Origin of the sequence: Aeromonas sp. MaB10011B (assembly GCF_017939325.1) — a bacterium.
GTDB classification, from domain to species: Bacteria; Pseudomonadota; Gammaproteobacteria; order Enterobacterales; family Aeromonadaceae; genus Aeromonas; species Aeromonas caviae.
On the sequence record NZ_JAGKRK010000075.1, the window covers coordinates 176,680 to 200,558 of the forward strand.

Consider the following 23,879-nt stretch of genomic DNA (forward strand, 5'->3'; position numbering starts at 1 on the left):
CGTGATCGATCAGACTGCCATCATCCACGACACCGCCATCGTCCATGAGTCTGCCGTCATCGGCAAAGGGGTTGAAATCGGCCCCTTCACCGTCATCGGCGCCGAGGTGGAAATCGGTGACAACACCTGGGTGAGCTCCCACGTGGTGATCAAGGGCCCGACCAAGATCGGTCGCGGCAACAAGATCTTCCAGCACACCTCCATCGGTGAGGATTGCCAAGACAAGAAGTACGCCGGCGAGCGCACCTTCCTCGAGATCGGCGACAACAACGTGTTTCGCGAGAACTGCACCGTGCACCGCGGTACCACCCAGGACCAGAGCCTGACCAAGGTGGGTAGCGGCAACCTGTTCATGGTCAACGTTCACGTGGCCCACGACTGCATCATCGGTGACAACTGCATCTTCGCCAACAACGCCACCCTGGCGGGCCATGTGCACATCGGTGACTTCGTGATCTTCGGCGGTCTGTCTGCCATTCACCAGTTCGGCCGCGTCGGCTCCCACGCCTTCGTCGGCGGCTGCGCTGCCCTGAACAAGGACGTGCCGCCCTACGTGATGGCTGCCGGCAACTACGCCAAGCCGTTCGGGGTCAACTCCGAAGGCCTGCGTCGTCGTGGCTTCAGCGCCGAGGCGATCTCTGCCGTCAAGCGCGCCTACAAGGAGATCTTCCGCTCCGGCAAGACCATTGAAGAGGTGTTGCCCGTGCTGAGCGAGATGGCCCAGAGCGAACCTGCCATCCAGCTCTATGTGGATTTCCTCAAGGACAACGAGCGCGGGATCATCCGTGCCTGATCCCATTCGCATCGGCATCGTCGCCGGAGAGACCTCCGGCGACATCCTGGCCGCAGGGCTGGTGCGCGAACTGCAAGCCCGCTACCCGGATGCGCAGTTCGAAGGGATCGCCGGGCCGCGGATGCAGGCTCTCGGCGTGAAGGCGCTGTTCGAGATGGAGGAGCTCTCCGTCATGGGCATCACCGAGGTGCTGGGCCGTCTGCCCCGCATCCTCCAGGTGCGCCGCGAACTGCTGCGCCACTTCATCGCCAATCCCCCCGACATCTTCGTCGGTGTGGATGCACCGGATTTCAATATCGGGGTGGAGCTGAAACTGCGCCGCGCCGGTATCAAGACGGTCCACTATGTCAGTCCCTCCGTCTGGGCCTGGCGTCAGGGCCGCATTCACAAGATCAAGGCGGCCACCGACATGGTGCTCGCCTTCCTGCCGTTCGAGAAAGCCTTCTACGACCGTTTCGATGCCCCCTGTCGTTTCGTCGGCCATACCATGGCGGACGACATTCCGCTGGTGCCGGATCAAGGGGCGGTGCGCGAGGCCCTCGGCATCGATCCCGCCCGTCGCTGGCTGGCGGTACTGCCGGGGAGTCGCACGGCGGAAGTGGGCTTCATGGCGCCGGTCTTCCTCGAGGCGTGCAAGCACCTGACGGTGCACAACCCGGATCTCGGTTTCATCGTGCCTCTGGTCAACCAGAAACGGCGCGAGCAGTTCCTCGCCATCAAGGCCGAGGTGGCCCCGGAGCTCGACATGGTGCTGCTGGACGGCCAGGGCCGCGAGGCCATGATTGCCGCCGACGTGGTGATGCTCGCCTCCGGCACCGCAGCCCTCGAGGCCATGCTGGTGAAAAAGCCCATGGTGGTCGGTTACAAGCTCAAACCCTTCAGCTATTTGCTGGCCCAGTGGCTGGTGAAGACGGATTATGTCTCCCTGCCGAACCTGCTGGCGGACAAGATGCTTGTGCCCGAGCTCATCCAGCACGAGTGCACCCCGGCCAACCTGGTGGAAGAGGTGAGCAAGCTGCTGGACCATGACAACAGCGAGCTCATCACCACCTTCACCCGGTTGCACGAGAAGATCCGCTGCAATGCGGATGTGCAGGCAGCGGAAGCGGTTGCCGCGCTGCTGGAACGCTAGTGGGCTCTGCCTGTGTGTCAGGCGTGATGTTGTGCTGATACTGGCCCTGCGGGGCCGGTTTTGATTCAAGGCTATGAGATGACGATCGATATTCCCGAAGACAAGCTGATTGCCGGGGTGGACGAGGTGGGTCGCGGCCCCCTGGTGGGTGACGTGGTCACCGCCGCGGTGATCCTGGATCCTGCCAATCCCATCCTTGGCCTCGCCGATTCCAAGAAGCTCTCCGAGAAGAAGCGGCTCGCCCTGTTTGGCGAGATCCGGGAGAAGGCGCTGGCCTATGCCATCGGCCGCGCCAGCCCGGCGGAAATCGACGAGCTCAACATCCTGCACGCCACCATGCTGGCGATGCAGCGCGCCGTGGCGGGGCTCAAGGTGACGCCCGAGCTGGTCTTCATCGACGGCAACCGCTGCCCCAGATTGCCGATGGAGGCCCGCGCCGTGGTCAAGGGTGACAGCCTGGTGGCCGCCATCAGCGCCGCCTCCATCCTCGCCAAGGTGACCCGGGACGCCGAGATGACCGAGCTGGACAGCCGCCATCCCGAGTACGGTTTCGCCCGCCACAAGGGCTACCCGACGGCGGAGCACCTCGCCATTCTGGCCGAACGGGGTCCGCTGCCCGAATACCGTCAGAGCTTCAAGCCGGTGCGCCGCGCCCTGGGGATCGAATAACCGATGCCGATCTGTCTGAACGATTTCTGCTTGCGCAATGAGAGGGCGTGACCATGGCTGATCCCCGTTTCATCCACCTGAGGGTGCACTCCGACTTCTCCATGGTCGACGGCCTGCAGAAGATCGGTCCCATCGTCTCCGCTGCCGCCGCCAACAACATGCCGGCCCTGGCCCTGACCGACCAGATGAACATGTGCGGCCTGGTGCGCTTCTACGGCTCTGCCCACGGCAAGGGGATCAAGCCCCTGGTCGGGGCGGATTTCTGGGTGCAGAGCGACGAGCTTGGGGACGAGCAGTTTCGCCTCACCCTGCTCGCCATGGACAACGACGGCTACCAGAACATCACCCTGCTCATCTCCCGCGGCTATCAGCGCGGTCATGTGCAGGGGCGCCCCGTCATCGACAAGGCCTGGCTTGGCGAACATGCCAAGGGGGTGATCGTCCTCTCCGGCGGGCGCGAGGGGGATGTGGGCAAGTTCCTGCTCAAGGGCAACCGCCAGATGGTGGAGCATTGCCTCGCCTTCTACCAGACCCACTTCCCGGATGCCTACTACCTGGAGCTGCTGCGTACCGGCCGCCCGGACGAGGAGGTCTACCTGCACATGGCGGTGGCCATTGCCACCGAGTTCGAACTGCCGGTGGTGGCCACCAACGAGGTGGTGTTCCTCACAGCCGATGACTTCGATGCCCACGAGATCCGGGTCGCCATCCACGACGGCTACACCCTGATGGACAAGCGCCGACCGCGCCGCTACAGCCCCCAGCAGTACCTGCGCAGTCAGGAGGAGATGGCGGAGCTGTTTGCCGACATCCCGGAAGCCCTGGAAAACACGGTGGAGATCGCCAAGCGCTGCAACGTGACGGTGCGCCTTGGCGAGTATTTCCTGCCCAACTTCCCCACCGGCGACATGACCACCGAGGACTTCCTGGTCATGAAGTCGAAGGAAGGGCTGGAGGAGCGGCTGGCCTTCCTGTTCCCGGATCCGGCGGTGCGGGCCGAGCGTCGTCCCGAGTATGACGAGCGTCTCGACATCGAGCTCAAAGTGATCAACCAGATGGGCTTCCCGGGTTACTTCCTCATCGTGATGGAGTTTATCCAGTGGTCCAAGGACAACGGCATCCCGGTCGGTCCGGGCCGGGGCTCGGGGGCGGGGTCGCTGGTGGCCTACGCCCTCAAGATCACCGACCTGGATCCGCTGGAATTTGACCTGCTGTTCGAACGTTTCCTGAACCCCGAGCGGGTCTCCATGCCCGACTTCGACGTCGACTTCTGCATGGACAGGCGCGACGAGGTGATCGATCACGTCTCCGAGATGTACGGCCGGGAGGCGGTATCCCAGATCATCACCTTCGGCAGCATGGCGGCCAAGGCGGTGGTGCGGGACGTCGGCCGGGTACTGGGCCATGCCTACGGCTTTGTCGATCGCATCTCCAAGCTGATCCCGCCCGACCCCGGCATGACCCTCGCCAAGGCGTTCGAGGCCGAACCCAAGCTGCCCGAGCTCTACGAGCAGGACGAGGAGGTCAAGGACCTCATCGACATGGCCCGCCGCCTGGAAGGGGTGGTGCGCAACGCCGGCAAGCACGCCGGTGGCGTGGTGATCGCGCCTACCAAGATCACCGACTTCGCGCCGCTCTATTGCGACGACGAGGGGCATCACCCGGTCACCCAGTTCGACAAGAACGACGTGGAGTACGCCGGGCTGGTGAAGTTCGACTTCCTGGGGCTGCGAACGCTCACCATCATCGATTGGGCCCTTGGCATGATAAACCCCCGTCTTGCCAAAGAGGGCAAGCCGCCGGTGGACATCGCCGCCATCCCCATCGATGACAAGAAGTCGTTCGCCCTCTTGCAGCGCTTCGAGACCACGGCGGTGTTCCAGCTCGAATCCCGCGGCATGAAGGACCTCATCAAGCGGCTGCAGCCCGACTGCTTCGAAGACATGATCGCGCTGGTGGCCCTGTTCCGCCCGGGCCCGCTCCAGTCGGGCATGGTGGACAACTTCATCGAGCGCAAGCACGGCAAGGAGGCCATCTCCTACCCGGACGAGAAGTGGCAGCACGAGAGCCTCAAACCCATACTCGAGCCCACCTACGGCATCATCCTCTATCAGGAGCAGGTGATGCAGATCGCCCAGACCCTGGCGGGGTATACCCTGGGTGGCGCGGACATGCTGCGCCGGGCCATGGGCAAGAAAAAACCCGAAGAGATGGCCAAGCAGCGGGCGGGCTTCGAGGAGGGGGCGGTCAAGAACGGCGTCGACGGCGAACTGGCGATGAAGATCTTCGATCTGGTGGAGAAGTTTGCGGGCTACGGCTTCAACAAGTCCCACTCCGCTGCCTATGCGCTGGTCTCTTACCAGACCCTCTGGCTCAAGACCCATTTCCCGGCGGAGTTCATGGCGGCGGTGATGACCGCGGACATGGACAACACCGACAAGATAGTGACCCTGGTGGACGAGTGTCAGCGCATGGGGCTGACCGTGATCCCGCCGGACGTCAACACCGGTCGCTACCGCTTCAGCGTCAACGAGGACGGCCACATCGTCTACGGCATCGGCGCGGTGAAGGGGGTAGGGGAAGGGCCCATCGAGGCGATCCTGGACGCGCGGGATCGGGACGGTCCGTTCCGCGACCTGTTCGATTTCTGCAACCGGGTGGACATCAAGAAGCTCAACAAGCGGGTGATGGAGAAGCTCATCCTCTCCGGCGCCATGGACAGGCTCGGCCCCCACCGCGCCGCCCTGATGGCGACCCTGGAGGAGGCGATGCGCGCCGCCGAGCAGCACGCCAAGGCCCAGGCGGTGGGGCAGGTCGACATGTTCGGCGTGCTCACGGAGGAGATCGACGACGTCAAGAAGGCGTTCGCCAACGTGCCGCACTGGCCCGACAAGGTGTGGCTGGAAGGGGAGCGCGAGACCCTCGGGCTCTACCTCACCGGTCACCCCATCAACCAGTACAGCAGCGAGTTGCGGCGCTACACCTCGGGCCGACTGTGCGATCTGCATCCCACCTCCCGGGATACGGTGACCACGGCGGCGGGGTTGGTGATCGCGGCGCGCAGCATGGTGACCAAGCGTGGCAACAAGATGGGGATCTTCACCCTGGACGACAGATCCGGCCGTCTGGATGTGACCCTTTTCAGTGAAGCGCTGGAAAAATACGAAGAATTGATGCAAAAAGACCGTATTTTAGTGGTTTCTGGACAGGTCAGCTTTGATGACTTCTCCGGTGGCCTTAAAATGTCGGCCCGCGAGTTGCTGGATATCAACGATGCGAGGGAGCGTTTTGCCAGGGCAATCCGCATCTCCCTCGATGAACAACGCATTGACGAGCGCTTTTTCCCGCGTTTGTGCGAGATTTTGGAGCCCGCCCGTGCCGGAGTCTGTCCGGTTCAGGTAAACTATCGTCGCCCCGGTTCCCGGGTGCGATTGACGCTCGGTACCGAGTGGCGGGTGACGCCCACCGATCAACTGATAGATGACTTGCGAGTCCTGCTTGGACGAGAGCGGGTTGAATTGGTTTTTGATTAGAGGATCTATTGTCCCTATGAGTCTTTTTCTGGATTTTGAACAGCCGATCGCCGAGTTGCAGGCACAGATCGATGAACTGCGCCATGTGAGCGAGCACAACAGTGCCGTGGATCTCAGCGAAGACATTCGCCGGCTGGAGAAGAAAAACGAAGAGCTGACCAAGAAGATCTTCGGCGATCTGGGTGCCTGGCAGGTATCCCAGATGGCACGTCATCCCCAGCGCCCCTACACCCTCGACTACATCGAGCAGATCTTCACCGATTTCGACGAGCTGGCCGGGGATCGCGCCTATGCCGATGACAAGGCCATCGTCGGCGGCATCGCCCGTCTCGACGGCGAGCCCGTGATGATCATCGGTCACCAGAAGGGTCGCGAGACCAAGGAGAAGATCAAGCGCAACTTCGGCATGCCGCGCCCGGAAGGGTACCGCAAGGCCCTGCGCCTGATGGAGATGGCCGAGCGCTTCAAGATGCCGATCATCACCTTCATCGACACCCCGGGTGCCTACCCCGGCGTGGGTGCCGAGGAGCGTGGCCAGTCCGAAGCCATCGCCCGCAACCTGAAAGTCATGGCCGGCCTGACCGTGCCGGTGGTCTGCACCGTGATCGGTGAAGGTGGCTCCGGCGGCGCTCTCGCCATCGGTGTAGGCGATCGGGTCAACATGCTGCAGTACTCCACCTACTCCGTCATCTCCCCGGAAGGGTGCGCCTCCATCCTCTGGAAGAGCGCCGAGAAGGCCTCGGTGGCGGCGGATGCCATGGGCATCACCGCCCAGCGCCTGAAGGAGCTGAAGCTCATCGACAACATCGTCGAGGAGCCCCTCGGCGGTGCCCACCGCGACGTGGAGAAGATGGCCAAGCTCCTGAAAGCGCGCATCAAGCAGGATCTGGATGCCCTGCGCCCCCTCGACAGCGAGCAACTGCTGGAGCAGCGCTACCAGCGCCTGCTGGGTTACGGCTACTGCTGATCTGCCGCTTCCAATAAAAAAGTCCCCGCATGCGGGGACTTTTTTTATGGGCGACGTTTGTGGGGGGACGCCGGGGCGGGCCTCAGGGGGCGGTCAGCGCCCGTTGCATGGGGATGGAAGCACGCCCTCCGGCAGGGCTCAGGGCCCGCCACTCCCGCCACAGCAGCCAGCACAGGGGGGGCGTCAGCAGCAGCACGGTGGCGGGCTGGGCCATCAAGACCCCGTCGCGCCCCCACCAGAGGGGCAGCAGGAAGATGAGGGGCAGCAGCAGCACCGTCTTGGCCACGGAGATGACGAGGGCCTGGCGGGTGCGGGCCATGGCCTGCAACAGCACGATGCCGAACATGACGATCCCCTCCAGGGGCAGGGCAGCGAGGTTGAGGGTCAGGCTGCTGATGGCGGCGGCGAGCAGCTCTGCGTCCTGATCCCCGGTGTAGAGCATGGCGACCGGCTGCGGCAGCAGCTGGACAATCAGCCAGACCCCCAGGCCATAGACCAGGGTGATCTTGAGCCCCATCGCCATCAGGAACTGGAGGTCGCGATGGCGCCCGGCCCCGGCTGCCTGGCTCACCAGGGGCTGGATGCCAAACGCCAGTCCCTGCAGGATGACGATGAAGACCGCCTCCGTGTACCCCGCCACGGTGAAGCCCGCCAGATCCTTGACCGTGCCGTGCACCATCAGCTGGCTGTTGTGCAGCAGCAACAGCAGCCCCAGATTGAACTGGGCGATGAGGCTCGGCAGCCCGGTGAAGAGCAGGCCGGGCATGGCCGGGAAGCGGGGCACCAGCTGGCGCCAGGTCAGCCGCAACCGGGCGTGGCGGGTGAAGAAGTACCCCAGGCCGAGCAGGCTGACCATGGCCTCCGAGAGGAGGGTGGCCTGGGCCGTGCCGGTGAGGCCGAGCCCGAGCCGGCCCACCATGATGTAGTTGAGCAGGATGTTGAGGAGGGCGCCGCCGCTCACCAGTACCATGGCGAGGCGAGGGCGGCCGTCGTTGCGAAGCAGGTAGGGCACCGCCAGGTTGCTGGCGAGCAGCAGGGTGCCACCGCCAATCCAGGTGAGGTAGTCGCTGGCCTGCTGCCAGGTGTCGGTGCCGGGGGCCATTCCCAGGGCCTGCAGGATATCGGTGTGCCAGTGGTGCAGCAGCAGCGGCGCTACCGTGCCCAGGATCAGCAGCAGCCAGAGGGCGCTGACCAGAGCCTGGCGGGCCAGAGCGAGGTTCCTGGCGCCCTGCTGGAAGGAGATGGCGGTGGCGGCCCCCATGGCGATCATGGCGGCGAGGCCGATGAGCACCATGATGACCGGATAGACCAGGTTGATGCCGGCAAGGCCGGCGGCCCCCACGTAGTGGCCGACGAAGATGCCGTCCACCAGGTAGTAGGCGCCGGAGACCAGCATGGCCATGACGGAGGGGAGGGCATAACCCCAGAAACGGCGGGCCATGGCCCGTTGACGCAGACGGAAGTAGGCGGACATATCTGTACTCGGGAAAAGGGCCGGAATCGAGCAGACAGTCTAGTTTCTTATGGTTTAATTTATAATCAGGCTTTCATTTGATGCATTGCTGAATGCAGCTCATCAATCAACGGATCCTGTGATACTCCTTCAGCATGTCGATCAGGGCTCGCAGCCCTTGCCCCAGCTGGTGCCGGCCCGGATAGAAGAGGTTGAACCCGGCAAAGCTGGGGCTCCAGTCATCCAGCACGCTTACCAGCCGCCCCGATGCCAGGGCGTCGAACACCTCCCCTTCATGGCAGTAGGCGAGCCCGAGCCCCGCCTCGGCCGCCCCCAGGTAGAGCGCGGGCGTGCTGGTGGTGAGCGGGCCCGTCACTTCGATCTCAAGCAGTTCCCCCTCGGCGGCAAAGGCCCAGCGATAGTGGTGATGGGGCGTGAGCCGATAACCGATGCAGTCGTGCTGGCGCAGATCCGAGGGGTGGCGAGGGGTGCCACGCCGTGCCAGATAGTCGGGGGAGCCCACCACCAGATAGCGCTGCTGCGGGCCCAGGGGAACCGAGATCATCTCCTGGGGCAGCAGGTCGCCGTAAAAGAGGGCGGCGTCGTAGCCATCCTCGATGAGGCGGGGCATCAGCTCCAGTTCCTCCACCTCCACCTGCATGCGCGGGTAGCGCACCAGATAGTCGATGAGTACCGGGGCCAGCACCTCCTGGATGGCTGCTCGGGGGGCACAGAGCCTGAGCCTGCCCACGGGTTCGCCCGCGTGGCGCGTCAGTTCCGCCAGCGCCGCCTCCAGCTGCCCCAGGGTTGGCAGCACCTGGGCCAGCAGCCGTTCGCCCGCTTCGGTCGGCACCACGGCCCGGGTGCTGCGATTGAGCAGCCTGACGGCCAGGCGACTCTCCAGCCCTTTGAGGGCATGACTCAGGGCCGAGGCGGAGACCCCGAGCTCGAGGGCGGCCTTGCTGAAACTGCGGTGACGGGCGACGGCGGCAAACACGGCCAGCTCGGCGAGATCGGTGCGGGAGAGGATCATGGTCGGTACGCAGAAAAGGGGCGGACACAAAGGGTACGCCATGGGGCGACGGGAGACAATCGGGGGGCAATGAGGGGGTTGTGATAAAATTGTTGCGCGTTTCAAGGGTGAGGTGGATCACACCAAAAAGTTTATATGTTAAAAAAAAATCGCAACATGGCGATTCAAGTGTGATCTGAAGCGACGGAAAGGCGATTCCAGTCAAACTTTGGTTGATTAATTCAAAAAAACGCTGTGATTAATAGGGCCTTTTAACTAGAGTCATCTCATCGGATGAGGTGAGCGTTATCCCGTTGTTAACGAGCGAGCACGATCCCCTCTGTATTACGACTCCCCGCCCGTGTTTGTTGCAATCAGGTTGCCACAGGGAGTGGCGGCCGGATGGCCGGGGCGGAGGAACAAACAGGACGAATAGCTGGAGTTCCAGGGAAAGGAACCGGGCCCAGGCCCACTGACAAGTTAAGATCCCACTTTCCTTGATGACAGGAACACCCCTATGTCTGACATGAACATTGCAGTTGAAGGCAGCTTGAGCAAAGCCTCCTCCCGTGGCATCAACAAGGCCGACGTGGTCTGGATGCTGGGTCTGTACGGTACCGCCATCGGCGCCGGTGTCCTCTTCCTGCCGATCAATGCCGGTGTCGGGGGCCTGTGGCCGCTGGTCGCCATGCTGATCCTGGCCCTGCCGCTGACCTTCTTCGCCCACCGTGGCCTGACCCGCTTCGTGCTGTCCGGCTCCACCCGTGACGGCGACATCACCGAGGTGGTGGAAGAGCACTTCGGCAAGACCGCAGGCAAGTTCATCACCCTGCTCTACTTCTTCGCCATCTACCCCATCCTGCTGATGTACTCCGTGGCCATCACCAACACCGTCGAGAGCCTGATGGTGCACCAGCTGGGCATGACGGCACCTCCCCGTGCCATCCTCTCCCTGGTGCTGATCCTGGGTCTGATGGCGATCGTTCGCCTGGGCGGCCAGGTCATCGTCAAGGCGATGAGCGTGCTGGTCTTCCCGTTCGTGGTCACCCTGATGGGCCTGGCGGTCTACCTGATCCCGCACTGGAACGGTGCCATCATCACCGAAGCCCCGGCGCTGGGTGAGGCCTTCAATGGTGACTTCATCAAGACCCTGTGGCTGGCCATCCCGGTGATGGTGTTCTCCTTCAACCACTCCCCGATCATCTCCTCCTTCGCGGTGGACAACAAAGGCCGCTACGGCGCCAACGCCGAGAAGAAGTGCAGCAACATCCTGCTGGGCGCCCACGTCATGATGGTGATGACAGTGATGTTCTTCGTGTTCAGCTGCGTGCTGAGCCTCTCCCCGGCTGACCTGGCGGCGGCCAAGGAGCAGAACATCTCCATCCTCTCCTACCTGGCCAACCACTTCGACAACCCGGTGATCGCCACCGTGGCACCGCTCATCGCCATGGTTGCCATCAGCAAGTCCTTCCTGGGTCACTACCTGGGTGCGCAAGAGGGCATGAACGGCCTGATGGCCAAGTCCCTGCGCGAGAAGGGCAAGAACGTCGACGTCAAGCAGCTGAACAAGGTGACCGCGGTCTTCATGATCCTGACCACCTGGGCCGTGGCCACCATCAACCCGAGCATCCTCGGCATGATTGAAGATCTGGGCGGCCCCATCATCGCCATGCTGCTCTTCCTGATGCCGATGTACGCCATCGCCAAGGTGCCGGCCATGCGCAAATATGCCGGCAACCTCAGCAACGGCTTCGTCACCCTCATCGGCCTCATCGCCATGTCCGGCATCATCTACAAGCTGATTGCCTGATGACAGCGTTCATCCCTGTGAGAAAGCCGCCCCCCGGGGCGGTTTTTTTATGGGCACAAATGCTTAACAAAGCGGTGGTGGCGGCCTAACATGGCGGGATGTTTTTCTAGACGGGACAACAGGATATGTCTGGGTTGAAAAAGGATCTCGGGCTCTGGCAGGGGATGGGGCTGCTCGCCACCTCCCTGCTCGGTACCGGGATCTTCGTGGTACCGGCCACCGCCGCCTCGCTGGCGGGAGGGGCGTCGCTGTGGGCCTGGTTGCTGCTGATTGCCCTGGTGCTGCCCATCGCCTTTACCTTCGCCCGCCTCGGGCGGCGTTATCCCCACGCGGGTGGCGCGCCCCATCTGATTGGCCTCGCCTTTGGCAACGGCGCTGAGCGCTTCTCCGCTTTCCTGTTTCTGGCGGTGCTGCCGGTGGGCCTGCCTGCCGCCCTCACCATCGCCGCCGGTTTCTGGCACGCCCTGTTCGACATGGGGGAGTGGACCCTCTGGGGCATCCAGCTGCTCACCCTGCTCGGGGTCTTTCTGCTGGGGCTGCGGGGGGCGCGCTCCTCCGGCAATCTGCAACTGCTCATTGCCCTGGCTATCCTGGGGCTCACCCTGCTCATCTGGTTCAAGGGGGATCTCAGCTGGCGCGATGCCGCCCAGCCTCTGCCAACGGCGAGCGAGTGGCCCGCCATGGGCTCGGCGCTGGCGGTGATGTTCTGGTGTTTCGTGGGGCTCGAGGCCTTCGCCCACATGGGGGAGGAGTTCAAGCGGCCAGAGCGGGACTACCCCCTTGCCCTGTTGGGGGGCGTGCTTCTGGCGGGGCTCATCTACTGGGTGCACTCCCTGGTGGTGCTCAAATATGACCTCTACGGGGACGAGGCGACCAATGCCACCGCCATTCCGGCCCTGCTCTCCCTGCTGTTCGGCCCCACCGCCAAGTGGCTGGTGGCGGTGCTGGGCTATCTCTCCTGCTTCGCCAGCATCAACATCTACCTGCAAGGTTTTGCGCGCCTTATCTGGAGCATGGCGCGGGAGGGCAAACTGCCGGTCTCCCTCTCTCGCCTCTCGGCCCGGGGCGCTCCCCTGCATGCCCTTGCCTGGGTGCTCGCCATCTGTTTCGTCTCCATCACCCTGATTCTCTGGCTGCGCCTGCCCCTCGATGCGCTGATCCGCTACGCCAATGGCAACTTCGTGCTGGTCTATCTGCTCTGCATGGCGGCGGGCTGGCGCTTGTTGTCGGGGACCGGCAAGGGGCTGGCGGGCCTCAGCGTGCTGCTCTGCACCCTGGTGCTGCTGGCCCTCGCTACCCAGGTGCTCTATGCCGTCGTGCTGAGCCTGGGGTATGGCGGCTTCTCCCTGTGGCGGCGCAGACGCCGCCGCTCGGCGTCCGATGAGGGTGTCTGCGCCATCAAGTAACTCCCGAAAAAAAGCCCCGCAGTGCGGGGCTTGTTGTTGCGGGTCACAGGCTGGCGGGCAGGTCGCTGCGCAAGATGGCGTAGTGGCGCAGGGAGATGAAGCCATCCCCCTTGCGCTCGCACTCCCGCGCCGTGCCCTCGTAGTGAAAACCGGCCCGCTCCAGCAGGCGGGCGGAGGGGCGGTTGGGCTCCTCCACCACTGCCAGCAGCCGGTGCAGGTCGGTGGTGCGGTAAGTGAGCGGGAGCCAGAGTTGCAGCGCCGCGCTCATCACCCCCTTGCCCCAGTGTTCGGGATAGAGCCAGTAGCCCAGCTCGGCCCGCTGGTGAGTCGGGTCGGCATCGTTGTAGCCGATGGCCCCCAGCGGTTCGCCCGTGTGCCGGTCGCGAATGAGGTGCCAGGCGCCACGGCCGGTGCGGGTCAGCTCGGCATACCAATCCATCTGTGCCCGGCATGCCGCCAGGCTGTCGTAGCTGACGCCGTAGTAGGCGACGACCCGGGGATCGGAGAGGCCGCGATAGATGTGAGGCAGGTCGGTGTCGGTGACGGGATCCAGCCTGATGTGGGGTGGTGCTGATGTCATGATGACTCCTTGCGGCCAGCCGTGGCTGGCCGCGTGTGTTGCGTAACAAGAGATGGATGATCCGGGCTGGCGTCAGGCAAAGCCGAGGCGCTCGGCAAGGCGCGCCAGCTCGTCACGCCACTGCTGCTGCAGGCGCGGGGTCTGGTGCCTGGGCTTGCGGGCCAGATCGGCGGCGAGCAGGGCATCGAGCTCATACCAGCGCGCCAGCAGCGCCTCTTCGTCATCCCCCGTGGCGGCCGCGGTCTGCGGGTCACCTGATCGAGCCGGGCTGCCCGCCTGCGGCAAGGGGGCATCGCCCAGCAGCTCGGCATAGGCCCGCTCGGCACTGTGAGCCTCCTGGATGCGCCCGTCCTGTATCAGCCAGAAGCGGTTGCAACTGCGCTCGATCAGCTCCCGGTCGTGGGAGACCAGCAGCACGCCCCCCGGGAAGGCGGCAATCGCCTCGGCCAGCTCCTCCTTGCCCGCCAGATCCAGGTGGTTGGTGGGTTCGTCGAGCCAGAGCATGTGGTGGCTGCCGAGGGACAGGGCGAGAAACAGCAGCCGTGCCCGCTCGCCCCCGCTCAGGGTGTGCACCTGCTGGCCGTGGCGGGCATAGGGGAAGCCCGCCCGGATCAGCGCCTGTCGCCGCGTCACCTCAGGCAGAGGGGCCAGGGGGTACAGCGCGTCGCTCAGGGTGGCGTCGTCAGCCAGCTGCTGCAGGGACTGATCGTAATAGGCGATGCTGGCGCCGGGGTGGCAGTACCAGCCCGCCTGCGGACTCAGGTCAGTCAGTTCGCGCCAGCACTGGCGCAGCAGGGAGGACTTGCCGGTGCCGTTGGCACCGAGCAGGGCAACCCTGTCCTCCGCTCGCAGCCAGAGCCCCTCGGCACGCAGCAGCGGCGGCAGTGCCGATGCCGGCGATACGTCGAGGGCCTCCAGTCGCAGCAGGGTGTCGGCAGGCAGGCTCACTCCGCGCAGCTCGAGCCGCCAGGGGGCCAGCGCCGCCACCTGGCTCTGCTCCTCCTGCAGGCGGGCGATGCGCTTTTCCATGGACTTGGCCTGGCGCACCAGCTTCTCGTTGTCATGCTCCCGCCCCCAGATGGCGAGGCGCTTGCTGCTGGCGCTCAGGCGGTCTATCTCCTTTTGCTCATCCGCCCGGCGCAGGCGGGCCTGCTCATCCTCGGCAGCCAGCGCCGCCCTGGCCTGGCTGCAGGGCAGGGCGAAGCGGTGCAACTGGCCATCTCGCAGGATCAGGGTCTGATCCGTGACGCGGTCCAGCAGGCGAGCGTCGTGGGAGACCAGCACGAAGGCGCCGCGCCAGCCCAGCAGAAACTGCTCGAGCCAGAGCAGGGCGGGCAAGTCCAGGTGGTTGCTGGGCTCATCGAGCAGCAGCAGGTTGGGTTGGCGCAGCAGGGCGCGCCCTATCTGCAGCCGGCTGTGCTGGCCACCGCTCAGTGCACTGACCGGCAACGTGGCCTGGGCCTCCAGCTGCAGTTCGGCCAGCAGCTTGTCCACCTGCCATTCGGCGGCGGGGTCGTTGCCCAGGGCATCCAGCAGCACGGCGCGGGTGCTGAGGGTGGAAAGCCCGGCGGGCAGTTGCTGGGCCACGAACTCGCAGCGGCAGGCGGCGGCCTGCACGATCCGGCCGGCCTGGGGCGTGCGCTCGCCCGCCAGCAGCGCGAGCAATGTGCTCTTGCCGCAGCCGTTGGCGCCAATCAGGCCGAGTCGGTCGCCTGCGCGAATGCCGAGTTCGAGATGGTCAAATAAGGGAAGGTGCCCCGCACTCATCTGCAGGGAATGGGTACTCATCAGGGTTGTCATGCTCTTGCTCTCTTAAATCGCGGGATAGGATATCCCTGTCATCAGGAGCGCTGGCGACAACGGCAGAGTCGAGAAAGGTCTCGGTATGGAAGGGAGTCGGCTTTGCTCGAACCCGCTATCGCAGCGCGATGGTATGCAGGCAAGAGCACTTGAATGTGCCGAACAGGCGAGCCGAGAACATCGGACACGCTTGGATAACCATTTTTTACCTCCTTGTGTTTCGTTATGGCACGGTGCGGCGATTATAGGCACAGAAAAAAACAGTCGTCCATCCGCCCTGTGGGGGGCCGTGGGCACCGCATCGGGAGGCGCGGGGTAAAAAAACGCCCCGTGATACGGGGCGTGGGGGGTCAGTCGCGGGGGGTCTTGAGGGCCTCAATCACATCGTCACTGGGGGCCAGCCCCTCCACGTGGTTGAAGCTCTCCAGCCCCTCCTGGGGATTGATGGTGAGGGCGTCGGCGCTCAGGTAGCTGCCGCTGCCGGCGCTCTCCACCACGACGATGACTTCAGGCTGCTTGTCGCCGTTGAGATCCAGCAGCTTAATCTCCTTGATACTGCCATCGCGCGGCAGCACCTTGCCGTCGATGAACTGATCCAGCGGAAACTGCGGGTTGGCACCGGAGTAGAGGCGCACGTCGTAGCTGCCGGTGGAGGCGGGCTCGCCGCGCCCTTCGCTGACGGTCACCACCTGGCCGGAGGGGAGCGTCAGCTGCTTGAAGAAGCCGTCCGCCGCCTGGCTGGCGAGGGGCAGGGTGAGCAGGCCGAGAGTAAGGAATAAGGCTTTCATGGAGAGGACCCTTGTTGCTGCTTGTGTGTCTGTGACGGGCAGGGGACGCTTCCCTGCCACGTCGGAAGCGGGCAGGGGGCCGCTGGTCGGCCGCCCCCTGCCCGGGTTGTCATCACCATATCTTGACCCGTTTGGCCGGGTCCAGATAGAGCTTGTCGCCGGGCTGGATCTTGAATGCCTCGTAGAAGGCGGGGATGTTCGGTACCACGCCGTTGACCCGGTATTCCGGCGGCGAGTGGGGATCCGAGGCGAGCAGCATCTGCATCAGTTCGGGGCGATACATGCCCTTCCACACCTGGGCCCAGCCGAGGAAGAAGCGCTGCTCGCCGGTAAAACCGTCCAGCACCGGGGCCTCCTTGCCATCCAGGGAGAGCAGGTAGGCCTTGTGGGCGATGGTGAGGCCGCCGAGATCGCCGATGTTCTCCCCCAGGGTAAACTGGCCGTTGACGTACTGGCCCTTGATGGGCTCGAAGCGGTTGTACTGGGCCACCAGCCGGCTGGTGCGGAAGCGAAACTCCTTGAGATCCGCCGGCGTCCACCAGTCGCGCATCACGCCGTCACCGTCGGATTTGGCCCCCTGATCATCAAAACCGTGGCCCATCTCGTGGCCGATCACCCCGCCGATGGCGCCGTAGTTGACCGCATCGTCCGCCGTCATGTCGAAGAAGGGGGGCTGCAAAATGGCGGCCGGGAAGACGATCTCGTTGTTGCTCGGGTTGTAGTAGGCGTTCACCGTCTGGGGTGACATGTGCCACTCGTCCCGATCGACCGGCTTGCCGAGGCGCGCCAGGTTGTCGGCGTATTCGAAGGCGCGGGCCCGCTGCAGGTTGCCCACCAGATCGTCGGGGCTAATGGTGATGGCGCTGTAGTCCTTCCACTTGTCCGGGTAGCCTATCTTGGGTCTGAACTTGGCGAGCTTCTCGAGGGCCTGTGTCTTGGTGGCCGGGGACATCCAGTCCAGCTCCTGGATGCTCTGGCCGTAGGCGGTGCGCAGGTTCTCCACCAGCTGCTCCATACGGGCCTTGGCCGCTGGCGGGAAGTAGCGCTCGACATAGAGCTTGCCCACCGCCTCCCCAAGATTGCTGTCCAGCACCCCAAGGGCCCGCTCCCAGGGGGCGCGCTGCTTGGGCGTGCCGCTAAGAGCGGTGCCGAAGAAGGCAAAATTCTGGGCATCGGTCTGGCTGTCGAGGTAGGGGGCGTAATCGGTGATGAGCTGCCACTTGAGGTAGGCCTGCCAGTCGCCGATCGGGGTCTGCTGCATCACCTCGTTCAGGGCCGAGAGGTAGCTCGGCTGGCCGATGACCAGGCTCTGCTGCCCCGCAAGGCCGGCCTGGGCCAGGTAGGCGTCCCAGTCGATGGCGGGGGCGAGGCGCCCCAGCTCGCTCACCGGTCCCTTGTTGTAGTTCTTCTCTCTGTCTCGCAGGGCCACGTTGTCCCACTGGATCTGGGCGAGCCTGGTCTCGAGGGCCAGGATGCGTTTCGCCTTGCCCTGGGCATCCGTCTCACCGAAGCGGGTCAGCATGGCGGCGATGTGTTGCTCGTACTTGTGCAGCAGCGCCTGGCTGTTGGGGTCGCGCTTGAGGTAGTAGTCCCGATCCGGCAGGCCGAGGCCGGCCTGGTAGAGGTAGACGGCATAGCTGTCAGGGGCCTTGGCGTCGGCGTCAATCCAGAAACCGAAGGGGGAGCCGCCACCGGTGCGGGCGCTCTGGGCGAAGGCCCGGGCGAGATCCTGCGGCGTGCTGATCTGCTCTATCTCGCTCAGCATTGGCAGCAGGGGCGTGGTGCCCTTGGCGTTGCGGGCGGCCTGATCCAGATAGCTCTGGTAGAGGTCGTGGATCTGCTGGGCCGGGGTACCGGCGGCGGCTTTGCCATCCAGCCCCTCCACCAGCACCCGCACGTCCGCCAGGGATTTGTCCCGCAGCAGGTAGAAGGCGCCGTCGGCGGGCCTGTCATCGGGGATCTTGGCCGTGGCGAGCCAGTGGCCGTTCACGTAGCGGAAGAAGTCGTCACCAGGCTTGACGCTGGTGTCCATGTTGGCCAGCGCAAGGCCGGAGTGTTTGTCCGGTTGGCTCGGAGCCTGACTGCAACTGGCCAGCAGGGCCAGCCCGACGAGGGTGGCCAGGATGTGTTTCTTGTTGTTCATTATGGTTTTATTCCAATTCGGGTTATATGGCTTCCTTGCCCACGCAGGGAGCGATTCACTCTAGCAGCCGGGTTAGCGCTTGATAAGCCCGACTCTGCTAAGATCGGCCTGGTCGTATTGGGGAAGCCTATGATTTCTCGTATTTATTCTCGTTTTTGTCAGACCCTGCCCGCGCCGGAAGGTTCCCGCGGTCTGCTGGTGGCTTTCAGCGGCGGGCTCGACTCCACCGTCTTGCTGGTGCTGGCTGCCCGTTTTGCACGCGCCCACGGCCTCGCCCTGAACGCCCTGCACGTTCATCACGGCCTGAGCCCACATGCCGACTACTGGGTGGCTCACTGCGAAGGGGTGTGCCGGCAACTGGCGGTGCCCCTCATCGTGGAGCGGGTGCAGCTCTGCCGGGGCAACGGGGAGAGCCTGGAGGCCCAGGCGCGGGCGGCGCGTTATGAGCGACTCGCCGCCCACCTGGGGGAAGGGGAGTGGCTGCTCACCGCTCACCATCAGGACGATCAGCTGGAGACCCTGCTGCTGGCGCTCAAGCGGGGTGCCGGTCTGCGCGGGCTGGCGGGCATGGTGGCGAGCCAGCCTTTTGCCGCAGGCCATCTGTTGCGCCCCTTGCTCGACATGAGCCGGGCCGAGCTGGCGCAAGCCGCGCAGTCACTTCCTTATGGCTGGGTTGAGGATGAGAGCAACGAGGACCCGAGCTATGACCGCAACTTCCTGCGCCAGCAGATCATCCCCCTGCTCAAGGACCGCTGGCCCGCCATGGCCCGGACGACGGCGCGCACCATGGCCTTGTGCGCCGAGCAGGAGGCGCTCATCGGCGAGCTGGCCGAGGCGGACTGGCAGGCGGTGGGTGAGGGAGAAGGGCTGCGCATTGACGGACTCCTCTCCCTCTCCCCCGTGCGGCGCAACAACCTGCTGCGCCACTGGATCCGCCGTCAGGGGGGAGAGATGCCCTCCCGCGAGCTGCTGGGCCTGCTGTGGCAGGAGGTGGCGCTGGCGCGCGATGACGCCAACCCCAGGCTGAGCCTGCAAGGGTTGGCGTGTCGCCGCTATCAGGGGCGCCTCTACCTGGTGGCGCCGGATCTCGCCCCCCGTGAGGAGGTGCTGCCCATCGGGATGGAAGAGACGCTCACCCTGCCGGACGGGCTCGGGCAGTTCAGGCTCTGGAGAACGGATGGCGAAGGGTTGCGGACACCGAGGGGGGACGAGCCGCTCTCGGTGCGTTTTCAGGTCGCCCCCGGCGTCATGCTGAAACCGGTGGGGCGGGTGGGCAGCCGGCGGCTCAAGAAGCTGCTGCAAGAGTACGGAGTGCCCTCCTGGCAGCGGGGGCGCATTCCCATCCTCTACTACGGTGAACAGGTGGCACTGGTGGCCGGGCTCTTTGTCTGCGACGGATTTCTGGCGCCAGAAGAGGGGGTGGCGTGGGAGTGGCGGCCCCCCGTCCCCCAGGATGCGGATTGACATCGCAGAGTGACAGGGGGCCGGGAGGGGAAGGGGGATGCCCTATTCGGGCAGGCCGGAGCCCCCGGCTTTCTTGCGGGCGTAGAGATGGGTATCGGCCGTCTCGTAGAGGCGCTGCACATCCATGCCAGACTGCCAGCTGGCGGCTCCCAGGCTGCACCCCACCGAGAAGGCGCTGAGCTCCTTGTGGCTGTGGAGCACATGTTGCAACCGCAGCCAGACCGGGCGCCAGGCCTCGGGGTCCGCTGGTTGCAGCAGCAGGGCAAACTCGTCCCCGCCGAGGCGAAACGCCTGATCCGTCCCGCGAATGCACCCCTGCAGCAACTGGGCGAAGCGGCTTAGCACCAGGTCGCCCACCGGGTGGCCCCAGGTGTCATTGACCTGCTTGAATCTGTCGAGATCCAGCAGCACCAGCACCAGGCCGTGGGGTTCCCGGCTGTGTTGCTCCACCGCCCGGCCGATGGCCTCGTCGAAGTAGGCGCGATTGCCAAGCCCGGTCAGGTGGTCGAGCCGCACCTGCTGCTCCAGCCGATCCAGCCGCAGATAGAGGGGCAGGGTGAGACTGAACAGCTGATGATATTGCTCAAGCAACCGCCTCTGGCCGTCGCTCAGGGGGTGCTCCAGCTCGTAGTGCAACTGGCCGAGCAACTGCTCGTGTCGTCCCCGCAGCTCGAAGCGATAGGCATGCAGGGTCAGCCTGGCCTGGGGCGGGTGCGAGATGAGGGGATGGGGCTGGCCACAGTCGAACTGGAGCGAGTGGATCCGGACAATGTTTGCCACCCGCTCGGCAAAGATTGCCAGCAGGGCGTCAAGATCCCGTTGCCCCAGCAACTGCTCTATCTGCTGATAGCGGTCCTGCCCGGTCAACGGCGCAAGCCGCTCCATCTGCTGTACCCACTGCTCTATGCCATGTCCGAAGCCGTTCAATGATGATGTGTTTTCCACGTTACAGCCCTTACACCTCTCCATTCATTGCGCAGGCTCTTGCAAGCCCTGTGCCTAAAATATGTCCGATGAAAAACAAGGGGGCTGGCTAGGCTTAACGGGATGAAACGGGAGGGGAAATCCCTGCCGCTGAGCGAGTGCCGTGCCATATGGGGAGCGGGCGCTGTGCTTGCTGTGTCAGGGAAGAGGGCGCCGGGCAGATGAAGGAGAGGGATGGGTGTACGCCGATGTGTTGATCCTGCTGATCTTCGCCGTTGTGCTGGTGGCCATTTTCCGGCGCCTCGGCCAGCCGGTGATCCTTGCCTATCTGTTTGCCGGCATGCTGCTCGGCCCCCACGGCGTGGCCATCGTCACGGGTCAGGCCATGATGCAGACCATAGGGGAGCTTGGCATCGTGTTCCTGATGTTCTCCCTCGGGCTCGAGTTCTCCCTGCCGCGTCTGCTCGCCATGCGCAAGCTGGTGCTGGGGGTCGGCAGCCTGCAGGTGCTGCTTACCTCACTGCTGTTTTTCGGGCTCGGCTGGTGGTGGGGGCTGAGCCTGGCCCAGGCGCTGGTGGTATCAGGCACCCTGGCGCTCTCCTCCACCGCCGTGGTGATCAAGCAGCTCGGCGAGCTCAAGCAGCTCCATACCCGGCGAGCCCAGCTCGGGGTGAGCGTGCTGCTGTTCCAGGATCTCGCCGTGGTGCCCCTGCTGGTGATGATCCCCATCCTGGCCCAGCCCGAGGTGCAGGGCAGCGCCCTGCTGGCGGAGGTCGCCTGGGCCTCCCTCAAGGGGTTGTTTGCGCTATCCGTGCTGCTGGCGGTGGGGAAGTGGCTGCTGCCCATGCTGTTTTTCGAGGTGGCGCGCGCACGTTCAGACGAACTCTTCGTACTGAGTGCCCTGCTGGTGGCATTGCTGGCGGCCTCCCTGACCCAGTGGATGGGGCTCTCCATGGCGCTCGGTGCCTTTCTGGCGGGCATGATGCTGGGGGAGTCCCACTATCGTCATCAGCTCGAAGTGGACATCAAGCCGTTTCGCGACGTGTTGATGGGGCTCTTCTTCATTACCATCGGCATGACCATGGACTGGGCGCTGGTGGCGGGCGCCTGGTGGCAGGTGCTGGCCTGTGTGACGGGGCTAATCCTGTGCAAGTCGCTGCTCATATTGCTGGCGGGCCGCCTGATGGGGGAGCGCAAGCGCGACGCCATGGCCGCTGGCATCATGTTGAGCCAGGTCGGGGAGTTCGGTTTTGTGCTGCTGGCGCTGGCGAGTCATCACGGCTTGCTGGATCACCAGCTGGTCTCTCTGCTCATCGGCATCGGTGTCATCTCCATCGCCCTCACCCCCTGGCTGGTGTTGCGGGCGCTGGGGCTTGCCCACTCCCTCACCGACAGTGCCCTGCTCTCTCGCGCCGAGGTGGCCCAGTCGGGCCTGAGCAAACACCAGCACGTCATCATCGCCGGGTTCGGACGCACCGGCCAAACCTGTGCCCGCTTTCTCAAGCTCGAAGAGATACCTTTCCTGGCCCTGGATCTCGATCCCGAGCGGGTGAGTGAGGCGAAGCTCGCGGGGGAGCAGGTGGCGTTCGGCGATGCCAGCCGGCGCGACATCCTGCTGGCGGCCGGTCTGTTGCGGGCGCGGCTGGTGATCATCACCTTCGACGATCAAAAGCGGGTCGATGCCATGCTGACGCTGATCCGGGAGCTGGCGGGGGAGATCAAGGTGCTGGTGCGTACCCGGGATGACAGTTTCCTTGAACACTACAAGCAGGCCGGCGCCTTCGAGGTGATCCCCGAATCCCAGGAGGGAGCCCTGATGCTGGTCTCCCACCTGCTGCTCAACTGCGACATTCCCATCGGCCGGGTGATCCGGCGCATGGAGCACGAGCGCAGCAGCCAGTATCGCTTTCTGCACGGTTTCTACTGGGGCGGCAAGAGTGCGGGCAATCTGGAGACGGATCAACTGCTCGAGCGGCTGCATCCCGTGCTGCTGCACGACCAGGCCTGGGCGGTGGGACACAGGGTACGGGATCTCGCCCTGGGAGAGGTGCGCATCAAGGCGATTCATCGCGGGGAGCGCAGCCTGGATCCCAGGCGCGAGCTGGTGCTGGCGGCGGGAGATACCCTGGTGCTTTTCGGCACGGCCGTGGCCATGGAACAGGCCGAGCAGCGCCTGCTGGAGGGACGCTAGGATCTCCTTGCCATGGGATAAGGCCCCTCAGGCCTCTTCGCGAAACTGCTGCTGCCTCCCGCTGCCCGGCAGGTCGAGGAAGGCCTCGATGCGCTGGCGGTGATCCAGCGCGTCCTGGTATCCCAGCTTGATGAGCCGCTGGCAATAGCCGGGGTCAAACATCAGGAAGCTGGCCAGGCTGCTGCTCTCTTCGCCGTTGACCCCGAGCACTCGCAGCAGACGGCGCAGCTGGGTCGGCAACCGTGGGAGGTATTCGAGGGCGATGAGGTCGAGATCCTGGCTGGGGCGGATCACGCAGGTCTCCACCTGGCGCAGTTTCAGTCGACTGCGCTCCCGTGCCGGAATAAGGGAAAGGGTCTGGTTGATGCGCCCGAGCCGCTCCAGATCCGAATTGAGGGTGTCGGAGAAGACGGTGTTGAGCAGATGGCTCGCGATGTTGGAGCTGGTCAGGTGCCCCTGGCGGGGAGTCGGGTTCTCCCTGTGAGGGGAGTCCAGGGTCACCAGCAGGATCCGCTCCGCCCCCAGATGGATGGCGGGGCTGAGCGGGCTCAGCTGGTGGATGGAGCCATCCCCGTAGACGCGATCGCCGATGGGGGTGGCGGGAAAGACAAAGGGCAGCGCCGACGAGGCCAGCAGATGATCCGAGGTGAGCAGGGTACGCAGGCCACGTCGTCTGGCGCGCTCCCAGGGCTGATGTTCGGCCCGCCCCTGGAAGAAGGTGGTGGAGAGGCCGTCATCATAGTCAGAGGCCGTGATGGCGATGGCCTCCAGGCTGCCGTAGAGAATGTTGTCATCGATGCGGTGATAGTCGATGAGCTGATCCAGCAGACGGCGCAGGGGGGCGTTGTCAAACAGGTGAAAGGCTCGGTTGCTCTGGGGGGTGATGAGGCCGGCCGAGCCCTGATAGAGGGTGCGCCACAGCAGTTGGCAGGGGTGGAAGTCGAAGATGTGGTGGGTCTCGAATCGTCGCCAGACCCACTCCAGCTTGCGCACCCCCAGATGGAAACAGGAGGCGTAGCACGCCAGCGCCGTGATGTTGAGAGCCCCCGCCGAGGTGCCGCACAAAATGGGGAAGGGGATGCCGATGTTGCGGGGGTAGAGTTCGGCCACCGCCTTGAGTGCGCCGACCTGATAGGCGGCGCGGGCACCACCACCAGTCAGCAGAAGAGCAGTATTGGGTCTGGCCATGAGGGTGCGCCTTATCGTGATCGCCA

The 23,879-nt window shown here is 64.6% G+C and carries 17 protein-coding genes; 9 read left to right on the top strand and 8 right to left on the bottom strand.

The window, feature by feature from the left end; translation table 11 throughout:
* Position 1 precedes the first annotated feature (1 nt).
* The 5 genes from lpxA (at position 2) to accA (ending at position 7,094) form a co-directional block, all read left to right on the top strand.
* Positions 2 to 793, top strand: a complete 792-nt coding sequence (lpxA, locus tag J9893_RS16930; RefSeq protein WP_010673415.1) for an acyl-ACP--UDP-N-acetylglucosamine O-acyltransferase — start codon at positions 2 to 4, stop codon at positions 791 to 793.
* A complete protein-coding gene (gene lpxB, locus J9893_RS16935) occupies positions 786 to 1,925 on the top strand; it encodes a lipid-A-disaccharide synthase (RefSeq protein WP_010673416.1) in 1,140 nt (379 codons plus the stop codon). The genes lpxA and lpxB overlap by 8 nt, the downstream gene beginning before the upstream one ends.
* 78 nt (positions 1,926 to 2,003) lie before the next feature.
* Positions 2,004 to 2,594, top strand: a complete 591-nt coding sequence (gene rnhB, locus J9893_RS16940; protein ID WP_210601680.1) for a ribonuclease HII — start codon at positions 2,004 to 2,006, stop codon at positions 2,592 to 2,594.
* 53 nt (positions 2,595 to 2,647) lie between these two features.
* Positions 2,648 to 6,127 carry a DNA polymerase III subunit alpha gene (dnaE, locus tag J9893_RS16945; protein ID WP_042015569.1) on the top strand — a complete coding sequence of 1,160 codons (3,480 nt, stop codon included), beginning with the start codon at positions 2,648 to 2,650 and terminating at the stop codon, positions 6,125 to 6,127.
* Between the two features lie 16 nt (positions 6,128 to 6,143).
* Complete coding sequence (accA, locus tag J9893_RS16950) at positions 6,144 to 7,094, top strand: acetyl-CoA carboxylase carboxyl transferase subunit alpha (RefSeq protein WP_134997588.1); 951 nt, start codon at positions 6,144 to 6,146, stop codon at positions 7,092 to 7,094.
* A gap of 82 nt (positions 7,095 to 7,176) precedes the next feature.
* On the opposite strand, the gene J9893_RS16955 is transcribed toward accA, so the two are convergent.
* Complete coding sequence (locus J9893_RS16955) at positions 7,177 to 8,568, bottom strand: MATE family efflux transporter (protein ID WP_010673420.1); 1,392 nt, start codon at positions 8,566 to 8,568, stop codon at positions 7,177 to 7,179.
* Positions 8,569 to 8,674: 106 nt separating this feature from the next.
* Positions 8,675 to 9,580 (bottom strand): LysR family transcriptional regulator, encoded by a 906-nt coding sequence (locus J9893_RS16960; RefSeq protein WP_210601716.1) that lies wholly within the window; start codon positions 9,578 to 9,580, stop codon positions 8,675 to 8,677.
* Between the two features lie 496 nt (positions 9,581 to 10,076).
* Between J9893_RS16960 and J9893_RS16965 the strand changes: the two genes are divergently transcribed.
* Positions 10,077 to 11,369, top strand: coding sequence for an HAAAP family serine/threonine permease (locus tag J9893_RS16965; RefSeq protein WP_039039437.1), 1,293 nt, complete (start codon positions 10,077 to 10,079; stop codon positions 11,367 to 11,369).
* A gap of 125 nt (positions 11,370 to 11,494) precedes the next feature.
* On the top strand, positions 11,495 to 12,775 hold the full coding sequence (gene yjeH / locus J9893_RS16970) for an L-methionine/branched-chain amino acid transporter (RefSeq protein WP_143237914.1): 1,281 nt from the start codon (positions 11,495 to 11,497) through the stop codon (positions 12,773 to 12,775).
* 43 nt (positions 12,776 to 12,818) lie between these two features.
* Here yjeH and J9893_RS16975 read toward each other — a convergent pair whose 3' ends face one another.
* From J9893_RS16975 to J9893_RS16990, 4 genes are all read right to left on the bottom strand, one after another.
* The gene (locus J9893_RS16975; protein WP_143237913.1) at positions 12,819 to 13,355 is read right to left on the bottom strand and encodes a GNAT family N-acetyltransferase; all 537 of its coding nucleotides are present in this window, start codon (positions 13,353 to 13,355) and stop codon (positions 12,819 to 12,821) included.
* A 72-nt stretch (positions 13,356 to 13,427) separates the two neighbouring features.
* A complete protein-coding gene (locus J9893_RS16980) occupies positions 13,428 to 15,155 on the bottom strand; it encodes an ABC-F family ATP-binding cassette domain-containing protein (RefSeq protein ID WP_210601679.1) in 1,728 nt (575 codons plus the stop codon).
* Between the two features lie 350 nt (positions 15,156 to 15,505).
* Positions 15,506 to 15,943 (bottom strand): PliI family lysozyme inhibitor of I-type lysozyme, encoded by a 438-nt coding sequence (locus tag J9893_RS16985; RefSeq protein ID WP_010673427.1) that lies wholly within the window; start codon positions 15,941 to 15,943, stop codon positions 15,506 to 15,508.
* A gap of 112 nt (positions 15,944 to 16,055) precedes the next feature.
* Positions 16,056 to 18,086, bottom strand: a complete 2,031-nt coding sequence (locus J9893_RS16990) for a M13 family metallopeptidase (protein ID WP_113069827.1) — start codon at positions 18,084 to 18,086, stop codon at positions 16,056 to 16,058.
* A 129-nt stretch (positions 18,087 to 18,215) separates the two neighbouring features.
* On the opposite strand from J9893_RS16990, the gene tilS reads away from it, so the two are divergent.
* Positions 18,216 to 19,550, top strand: coding sequence for a tRNA lysidine(34) synthetase TilS (gene tilS, locus J9893_RS16995; RefSeq protein WP_210601678.1), 1,335 nt, complete (start codon positions 18,216 to 18,218; stop codon positions 19,548 to 19,550).
* A 42-nt stretch (positions 19,551 to 19,592) separates the two neighbouring features.
* Here the strand turns inward: tilS and J9893_RS17000 are convergent, their stop codons facing one another.
* Positions 19,593 to 20,519 carry a GGDEF domain-containing protein gene (locus tag J9893_RS17000; RefSeq protein ID WP_041214696.1) on the bottom strand — a complete coding sequence of 309 codons (927 nt, stop codon included), beginning with the start codon at positions 20,517 to 20,519 and terminating at the stop codon, positions 19,593 to 19,595.
* Between the two features lie 193 nt (positions 20,520 to 20,712).
* Between J9893_RS17000 and J9893_RS17005 the strand changes: the two genes are divergently transcribed.
* On the top strand, positions 20,713 to 22,665 hold the full coding sequence (locus J9893_RS17005; RefSeq protein WP_045523570.1) for a monovalent cation:proton antiporter family protein: 1,953 nt from the start codon (positions 20,713 to 20,715) through the stop codon (positions 22,663 to 22,665).
* 27 nt (positions 22,666 to 22,692) lie between these two features.
* On the opposite strand, the gene J9893_RS17010 is transcribed toward J9893_RS17005, so the two are convergent.
* Positions 22,693 to 23,853: a patatin-like phospholipase family protein gene (locus tag J9893_RS17010; RefSeq protein WP_010673432.1), complete on the bottom strand. Its 1,161-nt coding sequence runs from the start codon at positions 23,851 to 23,853 to the stop codon at positions 22,693 to 22,695.
* Between the last annotated feature and the right edge of the window lie 26 nt (positions 23,854 to 23,879).